Source organism: Pseudomonas citri, assembly GCF_025336485.1.
Classification (GTDB): Bacteria; Pseudomonadota; Gammaproteobacteria; order Pseudomonadales; family Pseudomonadaceae; genus Aquipseudomonas; species Aquipseudomonas citri.
This window is the reverse complement of sequence record NZ_JAODAB010000032.1, coordinates 1-18,677: the sequence shown is the minus strand read 5'-3', so window position 1 is coordinate 18,677 and position 18,677 is coordinate 1. Positions and strand designations below refer to the sequence as shown.

Genomic DNA, 18,677 nt, shown 5'->3' with positions numbered 1-18,677 from the left:
CATGGCGGTCAAGGCAGTAAAAACCGATGTCTACACTTGGGAAGGCAAGGACCGCAAAGGCACGAAAATGACCGGCGAGCTGACGGGCCAAAGCCCGGCGCTGGTCAAGGCACAACTGCGCAAGCAAGGCATCAACCCAGGCAAAGTCCGCAAGAAATCCACCTCGATCTTCAGCAAGGGCAAGCGCATCAAGCCCCTGGACATTGCCCTCTTCACCCGCCAGATGGCGACGATGCTCAAGGCGGGCGTTCCCCTGTTACAGGCCTTCGACATCATTGGCGAAGGCTTCGACAACGCCAACATGCGCAAGCTGGTGGATGAAGTGAAGCAGGAAGTCGCCGCCGGCAACAGCTTCGCCGCTTCGCTGCGCAAGAGCCCGCAGTATTTCGACGAGCTGTACTGCAACCTCGTGGATGCCGGCGAACAGGCCGGTGCCCTGGACACGCTGCTGGACCGGGTCGCGACCTACAAGGAAAAGAGCGAAGCGCTCAAGGCCAAGATCAAGAAAGCCATGACCTACCCGGCAGCCGTGATTGTCGTCGCGGCCGTGGTCACGGGCATCCTGCTGGTCAAGGTGGTGCCGCAGTTCGAGTCGGTGTTCTCCGGGTTCGGCGCAGAATTGCCGGCATTCACGGTGATGGTCATCGGCCTGTCGAAGTTCATGCAGCAATGGTGGTGGATGCTGCTGGGCGGTCTGGTCGGTGGTTTTTTTGCGGTGAAATACGCACTCAAGCGCTCCCAGGCCTTTCGTGACTGGCGGGATAAATGGTTGCTCAAGCTGCCGCTGGTCGGTGCCCTGATGTACAAATCCGCCGTGGCCCGCTACGCCCGCACGCTGTCCACGACTTTCGCGGCCGGCGTACCGCTGGTGGAAGCCCTGGAATCGGTGTCGGGCGCCACCGGCAACGTGGTGTTCAAACAGGCGGTGCAACGTATCCGCCAGGACGTCTCGACCGGCATGCAACTGAATTTTTCCATGCGTGCGTCTGGCATCTTTCCCAACCTGGCAGTCCAGATGACCGCCATCGGCGAGGAGTCCGGCGCGCTGGACGACATGCTCGACAAGGTGGCGAGCTTCTACGAGGTCGAGGTGGATAATCTGGTGGACAGCCTCACCAGCCTGATGGAACCGTTCATCATGGTGATCCTGGGGGTGGTCGTCGGCGGCCTGGTGGTTGCCATGTACCTGCCCATCTTCCAACTCGGCTCGGCGATCTGACATGCCCCTGAGCGAATTCTTCGCGCTTTATCCCCTGGCCTTCACGCTGACCGCCTTGTTGCTCGGATTGATCATCGGCAGTTTCCTCAACGTGCTGGTGTGGCGCTTGCCCAAGATGCTCGCCCGCGAATGGCGCCTGCAAGCCCATGACCTGCTGGGCCTGCCGGCCGAAGCCCCGGGACCGGTGTACAACCTGATGTTGCCCCATTCGCAATGCCCGCACTGCGGGCACCGCATCCGCGCCTGGGAGAACATCCCGCTGCTCAGCTACCTGCTGTTGCGCGGTCGCTGTTCGAGCTGCACCGCGCCCATTGGCAGGCGCTACCCCCTGACCGAATTGGCCTGCGGTGCATTATCGGCCTTCGTCGCCTGGCATTTCGGCTTCGGCTGGCAGGCGCTGATGGTGATGATATTGACCTGGGGCCTGCTGGGCATGAGCCTGATCGACGTCGAGCATCAATTGCTGCCCGATACCCTGGTGCTGCCGTTGTTGTGGCTAGGCCTGATCATCAACAGCTTCGGCCTGTTCGTTTCCTTGAACCAGGCGATGTGGGGTGCCGTGGCCGGCTACCTGGCCCTGTGGTCAGTGTTTTGGGTGTTCAAGCTGCTCACCGGCAAGGAAGGCATGGGCTATGGGGATTTCAAGCTGCTGGCGATGCTGGGGGCCTGGGGCGGTTGGCAAGTCCTGCCGTTGACGTTGCTGTTGTCTTCGCTGGTGGGGTCCGTGGTCGGGGTCATCGTGCTGCGCCTGCGCGAGGCCCCGACGTCCACGCAGATCCCCTTCGGACCTTATCTGGCAATTGCCGGCTGGATTGCGTTGCTCTGGGGTGGTCAAATAACCGACTTCTATTGGCAGTCTCTCGGTTTCTGATGTCGATTTCCTATGACTTTCTCTATGAATGACCCTGTGAAAAAAACCTGGATTCTCGGCCTCACCGGAGGCATCGGCAGTGGCAAGAGCGCGGCGGCGCAACACTTCATCGACCTCGGCGTGCCCGTGGTCGATGCCGATCACGCCTCGCGTTGGGTGGTCGAACCGGGGCGTCCGGCGCTGGCGAAGATCGCCGAGCACTTCGGACCCGGTGTATTGCAGGCCAACGGAGCCCTGGACCGCGCAGCCCTGCGCAAGCTGATCTTCGAAAATACCGAGGAACGCCGCTGGCTCGAGGCGCTGTTGCACCCATTGATCGCCGAGGAAATCGCCCACCACCTGGCCCAGGCACAATCGCCCTACGCCATCCTGGTTTCGCCGCTGTTGATCGAGTCAGGACAATACGCCATGACCCAGCGAATCCTGGTGATCGATGCGCCGGAACACTTGCAGATAGAACGTACCTTACAGCGTGACCAGACCAGCGAGCAGCAGGTCCAGGCAATCCTGAAGGCCCAATCCAGCCGCCAGGATCGCCTGAGCCACGCCGACGACGTGGTGGTCAACGACCGCGACCTCGCCTGGTTGCACAGCGAGGTCGAGCGCCTGCATCACTTTTACCTTACTTTGCGTGGAGGCCAGTCATGAGCCAAACCCCAACCGTTGATTGCCCGACCTGTGGCGCCCCCGTCGAATGGGGCCCGCAGAGCAAATTCCGGCCGTTCTGTTCCGATCGCTGCAAACTGATCGACCTGGGCGCCTGGGCTTCGGAAGAACACAAGATCCCGGTCGCCCCCGAGGCCGAGGACGAGTTGTTCAGCGAGGACTTCAACCCTCGCTCGCATCACTAGGGTTTGTACGAAAATCGTACAAACCTAAGGCCGCATGAAACCGTAATCTTGTCGATCGTCGAGGTTCTCCGCCAGGAAACTCAACTCGTCGGCCAGGTCTTCAGCACTGCGCACATCCTTGCTCTGCTGCACGATGGCACTGAGCAAGGCCCGTAGGCTCAGGCCCGGGTCGAAGCCGATTTCCATGGCCAGGTCCTGGCTGCGCCTGATCTCTTGTCTTGCCCACTCATAAACACTCATGGTCGTGCTCCTGGAAATTTTCCAAAGCATGCAGGGCACGTGCTAGCGCAGCCTTGACGTGAATCAAGGCTCGTCGTCATCGTTCCAGGGCGCCGACAGATAGCGCGTGCGGTTGAAAGTTTCCAGCCATTCCGGACTGAACACCACCAATGCACTGACTATCATGCCGTTGATGAAAGCTTCGGGAAATATGATCAGCCAGAGGTAACCGATGAAGTCCTCGAGCCAGAACGGCATGGCGAACAGCCCGTCGTACCACAGCAGCCCGAGCCCCAGCAGCAGGCACGCCAGCGCCGACAACGCGGCGGCGAGAAACCCGGAACAGAAGATATACACAAACAGATTGCGCGGTTGGGCACGCTCGACCAGGATCGCGCAGCATTCGGTGACCAGCACTGGCAACACAATCAACAACACGCCGTTGACGCCCACCGCCGTCAGGTCCTGACGCCCCAGCAACACCAGGGCAAGCTGGGCGAAAAGCCCGCCGAGGATCGCCAGCGGCCAGTCCAGCAGCAGCGTCACGGCGGTCATGCCGATGAAGTGATACGAAACACCGGTATCGAAGTCCCGTCGCACCAACCACAGTAGGAACAATGCCAGCACCGTACCGAACAGCAGGTGCTGGCGACGGCTGTCGGTGAACAATTCGACCCACGGCGCCCGCGACACGGCCCAGACCGACACCGGCACGTAAATCAGCCAGCCGGCCGCCAGGGTCTGCGGTGAGAGCAGTTCTGCACCGATCATGGGGCTACTCCTTTCGCGGCCGTTGCCACAGTCAATTCAAGCCAAGAGTCTACATCCCACTATAAAAATCCATTAATCAACGCAACGCTTCCAGCTTGTCGCAATTGAACGCTAAGCTTGGGTGCATGGATGATTCCGATTATTTACGCCTGCTGACCATCGCGGCCGAGCAAGCCAACGCCTTCCTCTCCAATGCCCGCAAATGGGAGCGTGAGCGTTGGGTCTGCCAGCGGCTGCTGCAAGGATTGAACGTACCCTATCGCGCCGACGAGTTCACCCCGGCGGGAGAACCGCCGGACGTGCTGTTTCGCGATGCCAATTTCGAAGTGTTTTTTGTCCTCGACGAAGGGCGTCGGCTCAACGACGAATGGCGCGACGAACTGCAACGCCGTCGCAGCGCGTTCTCCTTGAGCCAACTGGTGCGCCGCGAAGCCAAGCCCCGGCGGATCCCGGCCAATGAGTTCCTGCTCCGCCTGGCCCCTACCCTGCGCAAGAAAGCCCATAACTACACCGAGCGCGGCATGGACCTGGGAGACCTGGATATCATCGCCTTCGCCAGCCTCAAGCGTGAAGTGCTGGACCTCAACAGCCACTTTCCACCGCCCACCGAATATTTGCGCCAGGGTTGGCGCTCGCTGTCTCTGGTGGGCCCGACCTTCGCCCGGGTGCTGTTCGCCCACCCCGATGCGCCGGACTTTTTGCGCAGCAACCTGGGACGCAGCATTGTCTTCGATGTCGGAATCAGCCTGTGATAGCGCAGCTCGCGATGCCAGACCGTGGACACTGTAACGTCTACACATTTCGCAACGTCTACCTGACGAGGCCTTTATGACCAGCCGCCTGAACCCAGAAGACCAGAAGCATGTCGAAGAGTACCTGCAACTGTCCCAGCACCGAGTCGAGCGCCGGCCTTTCCGGCCGTGGATGCTCCTGGTGGTGGTACTGGCCGTGACCATCGGCCTGGGCCTGTTGAGCCGACTGATCAGTTACCTGACGCTATGAGCCAGTGTTTGCGAGACACCACAATGAAGCTCGCGCGGGTAACGGCACCGATTTCCTTTAGCCTTGCGAGATATCCCCATGACTCACCGTATTGTCATCGTCGGCGGCGGCGCCGGCGGCCTGGAGTTGGCTACCCGCCTGGGTAAGACTCTGGGCAAGCGTGGCACGGCCAGCATAATGCTGGTCGACGCGAACCTGACCCACATCTGGAAACCCCTGCTGCATGAAGTGGCCGCTGGTTCCCTGAACTCCTCCGAAGACGAACTCAACTACGTCGCCCAAGCGAAATGGAACCACTTCGAGTTCCAGCTCGGGCGCATGAGTGGCCTGGATCGCGAGAGCAAGAGAATCCAACTGGCGGCCACCTACGACGAAGCGGGCGTCGAGCTGTTACCCGCCCGGGAACTGGGCTACGACACCCTGGTGATTGCCGTCGGCAGCACCACCAATGATTTCGGCACCGAAGGCGCGGCGCAGCATTGCCTGTTCCTCGACACCCGCAAGCAGGCCGAGCGCTTCCATCAGCAGTTGCTCAACCATTACCTGCGGGCCCACGCCGGCCAAGCCGACGCCCAGGAGCGCATCAGCGTGGCCATCGTCGGTGCCGGTGCGACCGGTGTCGAACTGGCGGCAGAGCTGCATAACGCCGCCCACGAGTTGGCGGCCTACGGCCTGGACCGGATCAAGCCGGAAAACATGCACATCACCCTGATCGAAGCCGGGCCACGCGTGCTGCCGGCATTGCCCGAGCGCATCGGCGGGCCCGTGCACAAGACCTTGGAGAAACTCGGGGTCAATGTCATGACCAACGCGGCCGTCGCCCAGGTGACCGCCGACAGCCTGATCACCGCCGAGGGCAAGGTGATCGACGCGAGCCTGAAAGTCTGGGCTGCCGGGATTCGCGCACCGGGCTTCCTCAAGGACATCGACGGGCTGGAGACCAACCGGATCAACCAGTTGCACGTGCTGCCGACGTTGCAAACCACCCGCGACGAGAACATCTTCGCCTTTGGCGACTGCGCCGCCTGTCCGCAACCCGGCAGCGAACGCAACGTGCCACCCCGCGCCCAGGCCGCGCATCAGCAGGCATCGCTGCTAGCCAGATCCTTGAAACTGCGGATCGAAGGCAAGGCCCTGCCCGCATACAAATACACCGACTACGGCTCGCTGATCTCGCTGTCGCGCTTCTCGGCGGTGGGCAACCTGATGGGCAACCTGACTGGCAGTGTCATGCTTGAAGGCTGGCTGGCGCGGATGTTCTACGTGTCGCTGTACCGCATGCACCAGATGGCGCTGTACGGGGTATTCCGCACGGCGATGCTGATGCTGGGCAGCAAGATCGGTCGGGGGACCGAGCCTCGGCTGAAGCTGCACTAAGGGTGACCGCTGACGATTGCGCGGGATCAGTCATATCGACCTTGAATGATCCTGCGCAATCAAACCTGAAACCGCTGCACCATCGTGCGCAACGAGTTCGCCAGTTGCGACAGCTCATGGCTGGAGGCGCTGGTCTGGTCCGCGCCGGTGGCCGAGCGCACGGACAAATCACGGATGTTCACCAGGTTGCGATCCACCTCGCGGGCCACTTGCGCCTGTTCTTCGGCGGCACTGGCAATCACCAGGTTACGTTCGTGGATTTCGTTGACCGACGCCGTGATGGTCTGTAGCGCCTCCCCTGCCCGCTCAGCCAATGCCAGGGTACTGACTGCGCGACTGGAGCTGGCTTGCATGGAGTCCAGTGCCTGGGTCGCACCGCTGCGCATGCCCTGGACCATTTGCTCGATTTCCTGGGTCGATTGCTGGGTACGATAAGCCAGCGCCCGCACTTCGTCCGCCACCACCGCAAACCCGCGACCGCTTTCGCCGGCGCGAGCCGCTTCGATGGCGGCATTGAGCGCCAGCAGATTGGTCTGCTCGGCGATGGCCCGGATCACATCCAATACCTTGCCGATGTCCTGCGACTGATTGGCCAGTGATTGCACCAGGCCGCCGGTTATCTGCACATCGCTGGCCAGGGCGCCGATGGCGTCGACCGTATCGCTGACGCGTTCCTGCCCCAGCGACGCCGAGGCGCTGGACTGACGCGTGGCGTCAGAGGTGGACACGGCATTGCGCGCGACTTCTTCCACCGCGGTGGTCATTTCAGTGACGGCAGTGGCGGCCTGTTCAATTTCGTTGTTCTGCTGTTGCAGGCTATGGGTGCTGTCGAGCGTGACGGCGTTCAACTCATCGGCCGCGGTGGCCAGCCGCGTGGCCGAGCCACTGATGCCCTGCAGGGTCTCACGCAGGTTCCGCTGCATCGCCGCCAATGCCTCGAGCAAGCGGCTCACTTCGTCGTTGCCATGGGTCTCGATCGACCGAGTCAAGTCACCACGGGCAACGTTTTGCGCAGCATTCAACGCCTCGCCCAGGGGCTTGACGATACTGCGGGTCAGCAACATCGCCAGGGCTACCGTCGCCAGGGCGGCAAGCACGATGAACAGGCTGACGATCATCCTGGAATTGGCGTAGTGCTCCTGGGACTTCTGGCTTTCGAGGGACACCTGCTTGGAAAACAACTCGGCGAGGTCGTTGAGCTGCTTGCCGGAACCATCCACGACGGTCTTCATGTCCACCAGCAACAGCTTGATCAGATCGTCACGACGCCCCTGCTCCGCCAGGGTGAACGATTGCGCGATACCTGTACGGTAAGCGGCGAAGGTCTGTTTGAACTGGTCATAAAGGGCCTTGCCTTCAGGCGTGACGACCAGCTTGTCGTAGCTGGAAATTTTTTCGCTCAGCTCTTTATCGCGCGTGTCCATCTGCCCGCGATACACCGGGATGTTCTTGGGGTCCTGGTCCAGGGCCATGCGCAGGGAAATCGTGCGGATGCGCAACATCAGCTCCCGAATCTCATCACCGCCGCGAATGCTGGGCAGCCATTGGGACTCCACCGCGACTTCGCTGTCGCGAATGCTCGACATCTGCCCCAACGCAAACACCCCGAGCAATGCCACCAGCAAGGCAATCACGGCAAAGCCCAGCGCGGCACGGGGGGCTATATTCAGCTGACGAAGGTACATAACGAGTGCCTTTTTTATTGTTTGGCCTGAAGTTGGGGTGGTCGGTCCATGCCCCTGTCGGCGGGTTATCGGCAACTTGTACGATGACTTAAGACTATTTGATTTTTTCGCAGGCAAAAAAAATCCCCGTATCTTTCGATACGGGGATTTTCAATATGGTCGGGGTAAGGGGATTCGAACTCCTGACATCCTGCTCCCAAAGCAGGCGCGCTACCGGACTGCGCTATACCCCGGTAAAAAAAAGGCGACCTTCGCAAGTCGCCTTCTCGATCAGCGCTTTTGGCCTCTGATCTTAAGATTCGATTCCAGCGAACTGGTTTCAAAAATGGTGGGTCGTGTGGGACTCGAACCTACGACCAATTGGTTAAAAGCCAACTGCTCTACCAACTGAGCTAACGACCCAAAAATGGTCGGGGTAAGGGGATTCGAACTCCTGACATCCTGCTCCCAAAGCAGGCGCGCTACCGGACTGCGCTATACCCCGATTGAAATGGCTCCGTGACCAGGACTCGAACCTGGGACCCAATGATTAACAGTCATTTGCTCTACCGACTGAGCTATCACGGAACTGATATTTCAAGTTACAACATTGAAGCTTGATCGAATCTCGCTTCAACCTCTTCGACTCGTTCGCATCGCTGCGTTCGTGTGTCTGAGGCGCGCTATTCTACAATCTTCAAAACCGCTGTCAACCCCCTAAATTGCTTTCAAGACAATGATTTGCAACTTATTTTGGATTCCTTCCCAGTGAGAAGTAACCCTTGGGGTGACTGACTGCGGGGCGCACTTTACAAGCCTTTTCCTTTGAGTTCAACGGCCTGATGAAAAAAATGATCGCGCCGGCAAATACCTTATGAATCCGAAACGATCAAAAACAGCGGCGAGGGAACAAGCTCCCTCGCCACAACAGCCCCGCAATCGACTCAGATGAAGACGATCTCATCGTTCTCCACAGTGCCGGTCACAGTCTCGCCCGGCATGAAGCGGCCGGACAGGATCAACTGCGCCAATGGGTTCTCGATCCAACGCTGGATCGCACGCTTGAGTGGCCGTGCGCCATAGACCGGGTCGTACCCCACGGCAATCAGCTTGTCCAAGGCCTCGTCGCTCAACTGCAACTTCAGCTCACGCTCAGTGAGGCGGCTGCGCAGGCGGCCCAGCTGGATCTCGGTGATACCGGCGATCTGGTCGCGGGCCAACGGCTCGAAGATCACCACTTCGTCGACCCGGTTGATGAACTCCGGCCGGAAATGCGTGGAAATCGCGTCCATCACCGCTGCACGTTGCGCCTCGCGGTCGCCTATCAGTTCCTGGATCTGCGCCGAGCCCAGGTTGGAGGTCATCACGATCACCGTATTGCGGAAATCCACCGTGCGTCCATGACTGTCAGTCAGGCGACCATCCTCCAGCACTTGCAGCAGGATGTTGAACACATCCGGGTGGGCCTTCTCGACCTCATCGAGCAGGATCACCGAGTACGGTTTGCGCCGCACGGCTTCCGTCAGGTAGCCACCCTCTTCGTAACCGACGTAACCCGGAGGGGCGCCAATCAGCCGCGCCACCGAATGCTTCTCCATGAACTCGGACATGTCGATGCGCACCATCGCCTCTTCGGTGTCGAAGAGGAACTCGGCGAGCGCCTTGCACAACTCGGTCTTGCCCACACCGGTCGGGCCAAGGAACATGAACGAGCCGCTTGGACGATTCGGGTCCGACAACCCGGCGCGGGAGCGGCGCACGGCGTTGGACACCGCCACAACGGCTTCCTCCTGGCCAATCACGCGCTGGTGCAGCAGTTTTTCCATTTTCAGCAGCTTGTCGCGCTCGCCTTCCAGCATTTTCGACACCGGAATACCGGTCCACTTGGAAACCACCTCGGCGATTTCTTCCTCGGTGACCTTGCTGCGCAACAACTGGTTTTCGCTCTTGCCGTGCTGGTCGACCATTTGCAGGCTGCGCTCCAGGTCCGGGATCACCCCGTATTGCAGCTCGGCCATGCGGTTGAGGTCGCCTTTACGACGGGCCGCTTCCAGTTCCTGGCGGGACTGCTCGATCTTTTGCTGGATCTGCGCCGAGCCCTGGACTTCAGCCTTTTCCGAGTTCCAGATCTCTTCAAGATCGGAATATTCGCGCTCGTGACGGGTGATCTCCTCCTGCAACTTCTCCAGGCGTTTCTTCGCCGCGTCGTCGCTTTCTTTCTTCAGGGCCTGGGATTCGACCTTGAGCTGAATCAAGCGACGCTCCAGGCGATCGAGCACTTCGGGCTTGGAGTCGATTTCCATGCGAATGCGGCTGGCGGCCTCGTCGATCAGGTCGATGGCCTTGTCCGGCAACTGCCGGTCAGTGATGTAGCGATGGCTGAGCTTGGCCGCCGCGATGATCGCGCCATCGGTAATCGCCACCTTGTGGTGGACTTCGTAGCGTTCTTTAAGGCCACGCAGGATCGCGATGGTGTCCTCTTCGCTCGGCTCGTCCACCAGGACTTTCTGGAAGCGCCGCTCCAGGGCCGCGTCTTTCTCGATGTACTGGCGGTATTCGTTGAGCGTGGTCGCACCTACGCAGTGCAACTCACCACGGGCCAGCGCCGGCTTGAGCATGTTGCCGGCGTCCATCGAACCTTCGCCCTTGCCCGCGCCGACCATGGTGTGCAGTTCGTCGATGAACAGGATGATCTGCCCTTCCTGCTTCGACAGTTCGTTGAGCAAGGCTTTTAGCCGCTCTTCGAATTCGCCCCGGTACTTGGCACCGGCAATCAGCGCGCCCATGTCCAGGGACAACAACCGCTTGCCCTTGAGGCCATCGGGTACTTCACCGTTGATGATGCGCTGGGCCAGACCCTCGGCGATGGCGGTTTTACCCACGCCGGGTTCACCGATCAGCACCGGGTTGTTCTTGGTACGACGTTGCAGCACCTGGATCGTGCGGCGGATTTCGTCGTCACGACCGATCACCGGATCGAGCTTGCCGTCCTCGGCCCGCTTGGTCAGGTCGACGGTGTACTTGTCCAGGGCCTGGCGCGATTCCTCGTGGTTGGCGTCGTTCACCGCTTCGCCGCCACGCAGGTTATTGATGGCATTTTCCAGGGCTTTCTTGCTCACGCCCTGGCGGAGCAACAATTTGCCGAGCTTGCTGTTCTCGTCCATGGCGGCGAGCAGCACCAGCTCGCTGGAAATGAACTGGTCACCCTTCTGCTGGGCCAGGCGATCGGCCTGGTTGAGCAGCCGCGCCAGATCCTGGGACATGTTCACGTCACCGGTCGGATTCTGGATCTTGGGCAACTGGTCGAGCTCTTTGGCCAGCTCTTTGCGCAGGCTGTTGACGTCAAAGCCCACCTGCATCAGCAGCGGCTTGATGGAGCCACCCTGCTGTTCCAGCATGGCCTGCATCAAATGCGCCGGCTCGATACCGGGATGGTCCATGCCGACGGCCAACGATTGGGCATCGGACAGAGCTAACTGCAATTTGCTGGTTAAACGATCAATACGCATGGGTCACCTTCCTTTTGGGCAGGCCGGACCTGAAACCATCCTGAATGAAGAAACCTGCCAGATACCGCTATAGATGCGGACGATTCTGGAAGATTCAAGCAGCCAGCGCTTGATGCAGATCAGGAAAGTCAGGCGATCCAGACCAGGGAGGCAAAACGACCGGTGCGCGGGTTGCGTCGGTAGGAAAAGAAGCGCGGGTCGGTCACGGTACACAGGCCGCCACCGTAGACCGCCGTGACACCGCGCGCCGCCAGTCGCAGGCGGGCCAATTGGTAAATGTCGGCGAGGAACTTGCCCGCGTTGTGGCTGGGCACAAACGCCTGTGAAGCCTGGGGCAGGTGCGCGACGAACGCCTGGCGCACCTCCGGCCCGACTTCGAAGGCTTGCGGACCGATGGCCGGGCCCAACCAGGCGAGGACTTCATCGGCGGGCACCTGGAGACTGTCGAGGGTGGCCTCCAGCACGCCGTTCGCCAGCCCACGCCAACCGGCGTGGGCCGCGGCAACGCGGGTGCCGGCGCGATTGCAGAACAGCACGGGCAGGCAATCGGCGGTCATGGCCGTACAAGCGATGCCCGGCGTGGCCGTCCAACTGGCGTCGGCCGTCGCCACACGGGTCGGATCGGCTTCGACCACGGCAATGCCATGGACCTGCTGCAACCAGGCCGGTGCGATGGCGAATTGATCGGTGAGGCGGCGACGATTCTCGGCAACGGCCGCCGGGTCGTCGTCGACGTGATCGCCCAGGTTGAGGCTGTCGAACGGCGCCACGCTGACGCCGCCCGCACGGGTGGTGACGCAGGCCTTGACCCGTGCCGGCGCGGGCCAGTCGGGTATCAGCCAGTTCGTCATCCGATGAACGCCTCGCGGTCCTGCTTGAGCAGCGTCAACAGCCAGACGAAATCATCCGGCAAGGGGGACTCCCAGCTCATGCGTTTACCGGTGGTCGGGTGGTCCAACTCCAGAAAACGCGCATGCAGTGCCTGGCGCGGGAAGTTCTTCAGGGACTCGACCATCGTCGCGCTGGCCGCCGGCGGAATGCGGAAGCGACCACCGTAAGCCGGGTCGCCGACCAACGGGAAGTTGATGTGGGCCATGTGTACGCGAATCTGGTGGGTGCGGCCGGTCTCCAGCTTGACCCGCACATGCGTATGGGAGCGGAAGCGTTCGAGCACGCGGTAATGGCTGACTGCCTGCTTGCCGCCTTCCATCACCGCCATGCGCTGGCGCTGCTGGCCGTGACGGCCGATCGGTGCGTTGATCTTGCCGCCGGCGGTCACCACGCCGATGACGATGCATTCATAGATCCGGCTGACGCTGCGGCTTTGCAGCTGGGCCACCAGTTGTGTCTGCGCCTGGATGGTCTTGGCCACCACCATCAGGCCGGTGGTGTCCTTGTCCAGGCGATGCACGATACCGGCGCGTGGCACATTGATGATGTCCGGCACATGGTGCAGCAAGGCATTGAGCAGGGTGCCATCGGCATGACCCGCCGCCGGATGCACCACCAGGCCCGCCGGTTTGTTGATCACCAGGATGTCGTCGTCTTCATAGACGATGTCCAGGGCGATGTCCTGGGCCACCCATTCACCCTGGGCCTCCTGCTCGGCAGTCAGCTCGAGGACGGCACCGCCGTGGACGATGTCGCGCGGGCGGATCACCGCCCCATCCACCGTCAGGCGACCGTCCTTGATCCAGGCGGAAAGGCGCGAGCGCGAATGCTCGGCGAAGAGTTGGGCGGCGACTTGATCGAGGCGTTGGCCGCCCAATTCGGACGGCACCTCTGCGCGAAGTTCTATTTTATCGGACATGCTCGGACTGGGCGTCGGCACAGCCTTTGGTTTCGGCTGCGCGCTTGTGGTTAAATACGGCGTCTTTTGCCCCGAGGCTTTTCAACGGGGCGCTCATCATAACAGGACGGCCCCGCCCAAGACAGCGGCCGTCATAGGGACGCAAGCCGCCATGCAAGTGAAACACCTGCTGCTGATCGCCATCCTCGCATTGACCGCCGCTTGCTCATCGAAGGAAGTCGTAGACGAAAACCTGAGCGAAGTCGAACTGTACCAACAGGCGCAGAACGACCTGGACAACAACAGCTACACCAGCGCCACCGCCAAGCTCAAGGCCCTGGAGTCCCGCTATCCGTTCGGTCGCTACGCCGATCAGGCCCAGCTGGAGCTGATCTACGCCAACTACAAGAACTCCGAGCCGGAAGCCGCCAAATCCGCCGCCGAGCGCTTCATTCGCCTGCATCCGCAACACCCGAACGTCGATTACGCCTACTACCTCAAGGGCCTGACCTCCTTCGACCAGGACGTCGGCCTGCTGGCACGCTTCCTGCCGCTGGACATGACCAAGCGTGACCCGGGTGCCGCCCGCGACTCCTACAACGAGTTCGCCCAACTGACCAGCCGCTTCCCCAACAGCCGCTACTCGCCGGATGCCAAGCAGCGCATGATCTACCTGCGCAACCTGCTGGCCTCCTATGAAATCCACGTGGCGGACTACTACCTGACCCGCCAGGCCTACGTCGCCGCCGCCAACCGCGGCCGCTACGTAGTGGAAAACTTCCAGGAAACCCCTTCCGTCGGTGACGGCCTGGCCGTGATGACCGAAGCCTACCAGCGCCTGCACCTGGACGACCTGGCGGCCACCAGCCTGGAAACCCTCAAGCTGAACTACCCCGATCACCCGTCCCTGGTCGACGGCCAGTTCACCCCACGGGTCGACGAAGCCGACAACCGTTCGTGGCTGAGCAAGGCGACCCTGGGCCTGATCGAGTCCCGCGCGCCGCTGCCACCGGGCGAAACCCGCGCCAACCAGGACTTGCAGCGCCAGTACCAGGATGCCAAGGAAGCCATCCCGAGCGAGCTCAAGCCCAAGGATGAAAATGGCGACGTGATCGAAGAACCGGAGTCTGAGAGCACGTCCACCGATCGCTCCTGGTTCAGCTACATGACCTTCGGCCTGTTCGACTGAGAACAGGGCATGGCAAAAAGGGAGACCCGGTGGTCTCCCTTTTTTGTACCTGGATTCTATTGAACTGTGCGCCGCTCCAGTCCTTGGCTAAACTGCCTCAACTCTCGCCAGAAAGCTGCCCAACATGCTCCGTCTATTGATTTTGTTCGCCGTAGTTGCCTCTGCCATCTGGATCTTTCGCAACGTGAAGCCCAAGGCATCCACGGCAAAGTCCTCCCGGGAACAGGATGCACCGCCCATGGTTCGTTGCGCCCATTGTGGCGTGCACCTGCCGCGTGACCGTGCGCTCCCCCTCGAACAACAGTGGTACTGCAGCCAGGCTCATCTCGAGCAAGGCCCAGGCCCTCGTGATCGCTGACACCCGCAGCCCGCGCGTCAAGCAGACGCAGCGCCTGCTGCGTCTCTATCACCTGTACCGCCTGAGCATCGGCATCACCCTGGTGTTGCTGATTTCCAGCAACATGGACAACCGTCTGCTGGAGTTCGCCAACGACAACCTGCTGCGTAGCGGCAGTTGGTTGTACCTGGTGCTGAACATCCTGCTGGTGGTGTTCCTGGAAAACACCCGCCGTCCTGCCCGGCTGTTCGGCCTGGCATTGACCGACGTGCTGCTGCTCTCGTGGCTGTTCTTCGTCGCGGGCGGTGCCCCCAGCGCCATCGGCAACCTGATCATCGTCTCGGTGGCCATCGGCAATACGTTGGTACGCAGCCGGATCGGCCTGTTGCTCGCCGCCGTGGCGACCATCGGCATCGTCGGTTCGAGTTTCTTCCTGGAGCTCAGCGATTCGAACCGTCCCAGCAGCTACTTGCAAGCCGGCACCTTGGGCGCGCTGTGCTTTGCCGCCGCGCTACTGGTCCAGGGCCTGACCCGGCGACTGGAAGCCAGCGAGATACTCGCCGAGCAACGAGCCAGCGAGGTAATCGGCCTGGAGGCGCTCAACGCGTTGATCCTGCAACGCATGCGCACCGGCATCCTGGTGCTCGACCGCCACCGCCGGGTGCAACTGGCCAACGAAAGCGCATTGCACCTGTTGGGCGTGCACGACCTGGTGGGCCAGCGCATCGACGACCGCGCCATGCCGCTGGTCGAACGCCTGCAATTGTGGCTGAACAACCCCAGCCTGCGCCCGCCAAGCCTGAGCGTCAGCGGCACGGGCCTGGCCCTGCAACCGAGTTTCATTGCCCTGGGGCACCACGATCACCAGCAGATCCTGGTGTTTCTCGAAGACCTAGCCCAGGTCTCCCAACAGGCCCAGCAGTTGAAACTCGCCTCGCTCGGACGTCTCACGGCCGGGATCGCCCATGAAATCCGCAACCCGCTGGGCGCGATCAGCCATGCGGCGCAATTGCTACGTGAGTCCGAGGAACTGAACGCCGCGGACCGGCGTCTGACGCAGATTATCCAGGATCACTCCCAACGAATGAATCGCGTCATCGAAAACGTGCTGCAGGTCTCCCGCCGCCAACCCACCACGCCCCAACGCCTGGACCTGCGGGCATGGCTCGAGCAATTCGTGCGCCAGGCCCGGGACACCACGGCCGGCCACCCGATGCTGCACCTGAGCATCGACCCGGGCGACTACACCACGCTCATGGACCCCGATCAGTTGACCCAGGTGCTCGACAACCTGCTGCGCAACGCCTGGCGTCACAGCGCGATGACCCACGAGCAGGCCGAAGCCTGGCTGAAGCTGTTCATCGACCCCCACAGCCAGCTATCCACACTGGACATTATCGACAACGGTCCCGGTGTCACACCGGACCAACAAGCGCACTTGTTCGAACCCTTCTACACCACCAGCAACCAAGGCACCGGCCTTGGGCTCTATCTGTCCCGTGAGCTGTGCGAAAGCAACCAGGCCCGCCTAGACTTCAAACCACGCCAAGGCGGCGGTTGCTTTCGCATCACCTTTGCTCACGGACGGAAACAGCTTTGAATAATCGCTCACGGCAACGAATCCTGATCGTCGATGACGAACCGGACATCCGCGAACTCCTGGACATCACCCTGGGCCGGATGAAACTCGACACCCGCAGCGCCAAGAACCTCGCCGAAGCCCAGGCCCTGCTGGCGAGCGAAGCTTTCGAGCTGTGCCTGACCGACATGCGCCTGCCCGACGGCACAGGCCTGGAACTGGTGCAGCACATCCAGCAACGCTACCCGCAACTGCCAGTCGCAATGATCACCGCCTACGGCAGCCTGGAAACCGCCATCGACGCCCTCAAGGCCGGCGCTTTCGACTTCCTCACCAAACCGGTCGACCTGACCCGGCTACGGGAACTGGTCAACAGCGCCTTGCGCCTGCCGCCGGTGACCGCTCCGGCCGCCTCGATCGAACGCTGCCTGCTGGGCGATTCCCCCCCCATGCGCGGCGTGCGCAAACAGATCGAAAAACTCGCCCGCAGCCAGGCGCCGGTGTACATCAGCGGCGAATCAGGGTGCGGCAAGGAGTTGGTCGCCCGGCTGATCCATGAACAAGGCCCCCGCGCCAACCAGGGTTTTGTCCCGGTCAATTGTGGGGCAATTCCCAGTGAGCTGATGGAAAGTGAGTTTTTTGGCCATCGAAAAGGCAGCTTCAGCGGCGCCATCGACGACAAGCCGGGGCTATTCCAAGCCGCCCACGGGGGCACCCTGTTCCTTGATGAAGTAGCCGACCTGCCCCTGGCCATGCAGGTCAAGCTGCTGCGGGCAATCCAGGAAAAAGCCGTACGCGCCGTGGGCGGCCAGCAGGAAGAGGTGGTGGACGTGCGAATTCTTTGCGCCACCCACAAGGACCTGGATGCCGAAGTCGCCAGCGGACGTTTTCGCCAGGATCTTTACTATCGATTGAACGTCATTGAACTGCGTGTCCCGCCCTTGCGCGAACGCCGCGAAGACATTGAGCCCCTGGTCAACCACATGCTCCAGCGCCTGGCCGTCAATACCGGCAACCCGGTGGCCAAACTCCACCCCAAGGCCCTGGAAGCGCTGCGTAACTACCGATTCCCAGGCAACGTGCGGGAACTGGAGAACATGCTCGAACGCGCCTACACCCTCTGCGAACACCAGCAGATCGAAGCCGAGGACCTGCGACTGGCCGAGAGCAACAACGCCACCGACACGGGCAGCCCGGATTTGATGCAGGTCGACAACCTGGAGGATTACCTGGAAGACGTCGAGCGCAAACTCATCCTCCAGGCCCTGGAGGAAACCCGCTGGAACCGCACGGCGGCGGCGCAGCGGTTGAAGTTGTCGTTTCGCTCGATGCGGTATCGGTTGAAGAAGCTGGGGTTGGATTGAGCGGGAATCTGTCCCCCCATTTGCCGGACCTACATTGCACCTGTGGCGAGGGGATTTATCCCCGCTGGGCTGCGTAGCAGCCCCCAACTTGGCACCTCGGTGTATCAGATTGACCGAGTCGTTGCTTTGGGGCCGCTACGCAGCCCAGCGGGGCGGTGCGACGTTTCGATAAATCCCCTCGCCACAAACAGTCCTCGACTCCGTAGCCCTTCCCGTCCCTAGCCCTCCACCGGCACCCGTTCGTCCAGGACGCGGTTGGCCAGCAATTGGCTCAGCTCAATCAGCTGTTGCACGCCCAAAGCGACGTGGCGGCGCGAGCCTTCGAGTTCGAAGGCCAGGTCGCTGAGTGTGGCGTTGGCGGAGGCTAGGGTTTCGCTGAGATTCACCAGCAGTCGTTCAGTATCAATACCATCGACGATGGTGAAAATGTGCGAGGAGGATGAATCGCTTTCTGGTCGCGGCTCAGGAGGTGACAGATGGAAATCCAAGGCGCGCTTGGCAGCTTCTTGATGTTTTTTTGAGCTTGGGTTGGAGTAAAAAGAGCTGTCATGCGTTGGTGAAGGGGACGCTGGCTTGTCGTTCATTAGGTTCTCCAAAGGAAAATGGATTACCAAGTTTTTAGCGGGCCGCGACGCCCGGACGCTGAATTGGCAGCGACGGGAAAAAGGTAGCGAGAATACTTCCCACCTGGCAACCGCCAGAGCTCGTCGGAAAATTCGGCGAGGATTGGGGGGTTGTCCGACCGTTCCCACAAGTTTTGGGGGGTTGTCAGGGGGCTATCTTAGGCTTAGGGGTGTATATCCGTTTCTTCGGTCATGGCTACTGGCGGTTTCGCCCTGACGGCGACTTACTTTTCTTTCGGGACTGTCAGATTTTTTGTGTTCGGGCCGGTAGCGGCCTGCCGTCAGGCAGGCCTTGATTTCACCAGGTCGGCCT

The 18,677-nt window shown here is 61.2% G+C and carries 18 protein-coding genes, 4 tRNA genes and 1 pseudogene; 11 read left to right on the top strand and 12 right to left on the bottom strand.

Annotated features, from left to right (window positions below; genetic code table 11):
* Position 1: 1 nt before the first annotated feature.
* The 4 genes from N4Q37_RS24790 to yacG are packed head-to-tail and all read left to right on the top strand — an operon-like array spanning position 2 to position 2,941.
* Entirely contained in the window at positions 2-1,219 is a 1,218-nt protein-coding gene (locus N4Q37_RS24790; protein ID WP_260962602.1) for a type II secretion system F family protein, read from the top strand.
* A 1-nt stretch (position 1,220) separates the two neighbouring features.
* Positions 1,221-2,090, top strand: coding sequence for a prepilin peptidase (locus tag N4Q37_RS24785; RefSeq protein ID WP_260962600.1), 870 nt, complete (start codon positions 1,221-1,223; stop codon positions 2,088-2,090).
* A gap of 24 nt (positions 2,091-2,114) precedes the next feature.
* Positions 2,115-2,738, top strand: coding sequence for a dephospho-CoA kinase (gene coaE / locus N4Q37_RS24780; RefSeq protein WP_260962599.1), 624 nt, complete (start codon positions 2,115-2,117; stop codon positions 2,736-2,738).
* Positions 2,735-2,941 (top strand): DNA gyrase inhibitor YacG, encoded by a 207-nt coding sequence (yacG, locus tag N4Q37_RS24775; protein WP_260962597.1) that lies wholly within the window; start codon positions 2,735-2,737, stop codon positions 2,939-2,941. Before coaE ends, yacG begins: the two co-directional genes overlap by 4 nt.
* Positions 2,942-2,965: 24 nt before the next feature.
* On the opposite strand, the gene N4Q37_RS24770 is transcribed toward yacG, so the two are convergent.
* Both N4Q37_RS24770 and N4Q37_RS24765 read right to left on the bottom strand, forming a co-directional pair.
* Complete coding sequence (locus N4Q37_RS24770) at positions 2,966-3,181, bottom strand: hypothetical protein (protein WP_260962595.1); 216 nt, start codon at positions 3,179-3,181, stop codon at positions 2,966-2,968.
* Positions 3,182-3,244: 63 nt separating this feature from the next.
* Complete coding sequence (locus N4Q37_RS24765; protein ID WP_260962593.1) at positions 3,245-3,931, bottom strand: energy-coupling factor ABC transporter permease; 687 nt, start codon at positions 3,929-3,931, stop codon at positions 3,245-3,247.
* Positions 3,932-4,056: 125 nt separating this feature from the next.
* Between N4Q37_RS24765 and N4Q37_RS24760 the strand changes: the two genes are divergently transcribed.
* The 3 genes from N4Q37_RS24760 to N4Q37_RS24750 all read left to right on the top strand — a co-directional run bounded on the left by N4Q37_RS24760 (position 4,057) and on the right by N4Q37_RS24750 (position 6,310).
* A complete protein-coding gene (locus tag N4Q37_RS24760) occupies positions 4,057-4,683 on the top strand; it encodes a DUF1780 domain-containing protein (RefSeq protein ID WP_260962591.1) in 627 nt (208 codons plus the stop codon).
* 76 nt (positions 4,684-4,759) lie between these two features.
* Positions 4,760-4,933: a DUF3094 domain-containing protein gene (locus N4Q37_RS24755; protein ID WP_003205686.1), complete on the top strand. Its 174-nt coding sequence runs from the start codon at positions 4,760-4,762 to the stop codon at positions 4,931-4,933.
* A gap of 78 nt (positions 4,934-5,011) precedes the next feature.
* The gene (locus N4Q37_RS24750; RefSeq protein WP_260962579.1) at positions 5,012-6,310 is read left to right on the top strand and encodes an NAD(P)/FAD-dependent oxidoreductase; all 1,299 of its coding nucleotides are present in this window, start codon (positions 5,012-5,014) and stop codon (positions 6,308-6,310) included.
* A 59-nt stretch (positions 6,311-6,369) separates the two neighbouring features.
* Here N4Q37_RS24750 and N4Q37_RS27995 read toward each other — a convergent pair whose 3' ends face one another.
* From N4Q37_RS27995 to rluD, 9 genes and pseudogenes are all read right to left on the bottom strand, one after another.
* Positions 6,370-7,233: a methyl-accepting chemotaxis protein gene (locus N4Q37_RS27995; RefSeq protein ID WP_390897960.1), complete on the bottom strand. Its 864-nt coding sequence runs from the start codon at positions 7,231-7,233 to the stop codon at positions 6,370-6,372.
* Positions 7,225-7,995, bottom strand: a pseudogene (locus N4Q37_RS27990) (MCP four helix bundle domain-containing protein); the annotation flags it as partial. The pseudogene N4Q37_RS27990 and the gene N4Q37_RS27995, both read right to left, overlap by 9 nt.
* A gap of 156 nt (positions 7,996-8,151) precedes the next feature.
* Positions 8,152-8,228: transfer RNA gene (locus N4Q37_RS24740), tRNA-Pro, on the bottom strand.
* A gap of 93 nt (positions 8,229-8,321) precedes the next feature.
* Positions 8,322-8,397: transfer RNA gene (locus tag N4Q37_RS24735), tRNA-Lys, on the bottom strand.
* Between the two features lie 5 nt (positions 8,398-8,402).
* Positions 8,403-8,479, bottom strand: a tRNA-Pro gene (locus N4Q37_RS24730).
* A gap of 7 nt (positions 8,480-8,486) precedes the next feature.
* Positions 8,487-8,562, bottom strand: a tRNA-Asn gene (locus tag N4Q37_RS24725).
* 356 nt (positions 8,563-8,918) lie between these two features.
* Positions 8,919-11,483, bottom strand: a complete 2,565-nt coding sequence (gene clpB, locus N4Q37_RS24720; protein WP_260962574.1) for an ATP-dependent chaperone ClpB — start codon at positions 11,481-11,483, stop codon at positions 8,919-8,921.
* Positions 11,484-11,611: 128 nt separating this feature from the next.
* The gene (gene pgeF, locus N4Q37_RS24715; RefSeq protein ID WP_260962573.1) at positions 11,612-12,334 is read right to left on the bottom strand and encodes a peptidoglycan editing factor PgeF; all 723 of its coding nucleotides are present in this window, start codon (positions 12,332-12,334) and stop codon (positions 11,612-11,614) included.
* Complete coding sequence (gene rluD / locus N4Q37_RS24710; RefSeq protein ID WP_260962572.1) at positions 12,331-13,293, bottom strand: 23S rRNA pseudouridine(1911/1915/1917) synthase RluD; 963 nt, start codon at positions 13,291-13,293, stop codon at positions 12,331-12,333. The genes pgeF and rluD overlap by 4 nt, the downstream gene beginning before the upstream one ends.
* Positions 13,294-13,444: 151 nt before the next feature.
* Here rluD and N4Q37_RS24705 point away from each other — a divergent pair, with 151 nt between their 5' ends.
* The 4 genes from N4Q37_RS24705 to N4Q37_RS24690 all read left to right on the top strand — a co-directional run bounded on the left by N4Q37_RS24705 (position 13,445) and on the right by N4Q37_RS24690 (position 17,741).
* Positions 13,445-14,461: an outer membrane protein assembly factor BamD gene (locus tag N4Q37_RS24705; protein WP_260962571.1), complete on the top strand. Its 1,017-nt coding sequence runs from the start codon at positions 13,445-13,447 to the stop codon at positions 14,459-14,461.
* Positions 14,462-14,585: 124 nt separating this feature from the next.
* Complete coding sequence (locus N4Q37_RS24700; protein WP_260962569.1) at positions 14,586-14,819, top strand: PP0621 family protein; 234 nt, start codon at positions 14,586-14,588, stop codon at positions 14,817-14,819.
* Positions 14,809-16,398: a two-component system sensor histidine kinase NtrB gene (locus N4Q37_RS24695; RefSeq protein ID WP_260962567.1), complete on the top strand. Its 1,590-nt coding sequence runs from the start codon at positions 14,809-14,811 to the stop codon at positions 16,396-16,398. The genes N4Q37_RS24700 and N4Q37_RS24695 overlap by 11 nt, the downstream gene beginning before the upstream one ends.
* Positions 16,395-17,741 carry a sigma-54-dependent transcriptional regulator gene (locus N4Q37_RS24690; protein WP_260962565.1) on the top strand — a complete coding sequence of 449 codons (1,347 nt, stop codon included), beginning with the start codon at positions 16,395-16,397 and terminating at the stop codon, positions 17,739-17,741. The genes N4Q37_RS24695 and N4Q37_RS24690 overlap by 4 nt, the downstream gene beginning before the upstream one ends.
* A gap of 218 nt (positions 17,742-17,959) precedes the next feature.
* Here the strand turns inward: N4Q37_RS24690 and N4Q37_RS24685 are convergent, their stop codons facing one another.
* On the bottom strand, positions 17,960-18,325 hold the full coding sequence (locus tag N4Q37_RS24685; RefSeq protein WP_260962564.1) for a DUF6124 family protein: 366 nt from the start codon (positions 18,323-18,325) through the stop codon (positions 17,960-17,962).
* Positions 18,326-18,677 lie beyond the last annotated feature (352 nt).

Bases quoted from the DNA above. Each gene is read 5' to 3' on its own strand.
- N4Q37_RS24770 (WP_260962595.1), bottom strand. From the start codon at position 3,181: ATGAGTGTTTATGAGTGGGCAAGACAAGAGATCAGGCGCAGCCAGGAC.
- yacG (WP_260962597.1), top strand. From the start codon at position 2,735: ATGAGCCAAACCCCAACCGTTGATTGCCCGACCTGTGGCGCCCCCGTC.
- rluD (WP_260962572.1), bottom strand. From the start codon at position 13,293: ATGTCCGATAAAATAGAACTTCGCGCAGAGGTGCCGTCCGAATTGGGC.
- N4Q37_RS24760 (WP_260962591.1), top strand. From the start codon at position 4,057: ATGGATGATTCCGATTATTTACGCCTGCTGACCATCGCGGCCGAGCAA.
- N4Q37_RS24755 (WP_003205686.1), top strand. From the start codon at position 4,760: ATGACCAGCCGCCTGAACCCAGAAGACCAGAAGCATGTCGAAGAGTAC.
- pgeF (WP_260962573.1), bottom strand. From the start codon at position 12,334: ATGACGAACTGGCTGATACCCGACTGGCCCGCGCCGGCACGGGTCAAG.
- N4Q37_RS24785 (WP_260962600.1), top strand. From the start codon at position 1,221: ATGCCCCTGAGCGAATTCTTCGCGCTTTATCCCCTGGCCTTCACGCTG.
- N4Q37_RS27995 (WP_390897960.1), bottom strand. From the start codon at position 7,233: ATGCAGCGGAACCTGCGTGAGACCCTGCAGGGCATCAGTGGCTCGGCC.
- N4Q37_RS24685 (WP_260962564.1), bottom strand. From the start codon at position 18,325: ATGAACGACAAGCCAGCGTCCCCTTCACCAACGCATGACAGCTCTTTT.
- N4Q37_RS24705 (WP_260962571.1), top strand. From the start codon at position 13,445: ATGCAAGTGAAACACCTGCTGCTGATCGCCATCCTCGCATTGACCGCC.
- clpB (WP_260962574.1), bottom strand. From the start codon at position 11,483: ATGCGTATTGATCGTTTAACCAGCAAATTGCAGTTAGCTCTGTCCGAT.
- coaE (WP_260962599.1), top strand. From the start codon at position 2,115: ATGAATGACCCTGTGAAAAAAACCTGGATTCTCGGCCTCACCGGAGGC.
- N4Q37_RS24750 (WP_260962579.1), top strand. From the start codon at position 5,012: ATGACTCACCGTATTGTCATCGTCGGCGGCGGCGCCGGCGGCCTGGAG.
- N4Q37_RS24765 (WP_260962593.1), bottom strand. From the start codon at position 3,931: ATGATCGGTGCAGAACTGCTCTCACCGCAGACCCTGGCGGCCGGCTGG.
- N4Q37_RS24700 (WP_260962569.1), top strand. From the start codon at position 14,586: ATGCTCCGTCTATTGATTTTGTTCGCCGTAGTTGCCTCTGCCATCTGG.
- N4Q37_RS24790 (WP_260962602.1), top strand. From the start codon at position 2: ATGGCGGTCAAGGCAGTAAAAACCGATGTCTACACTTGGGAAGGCAAG.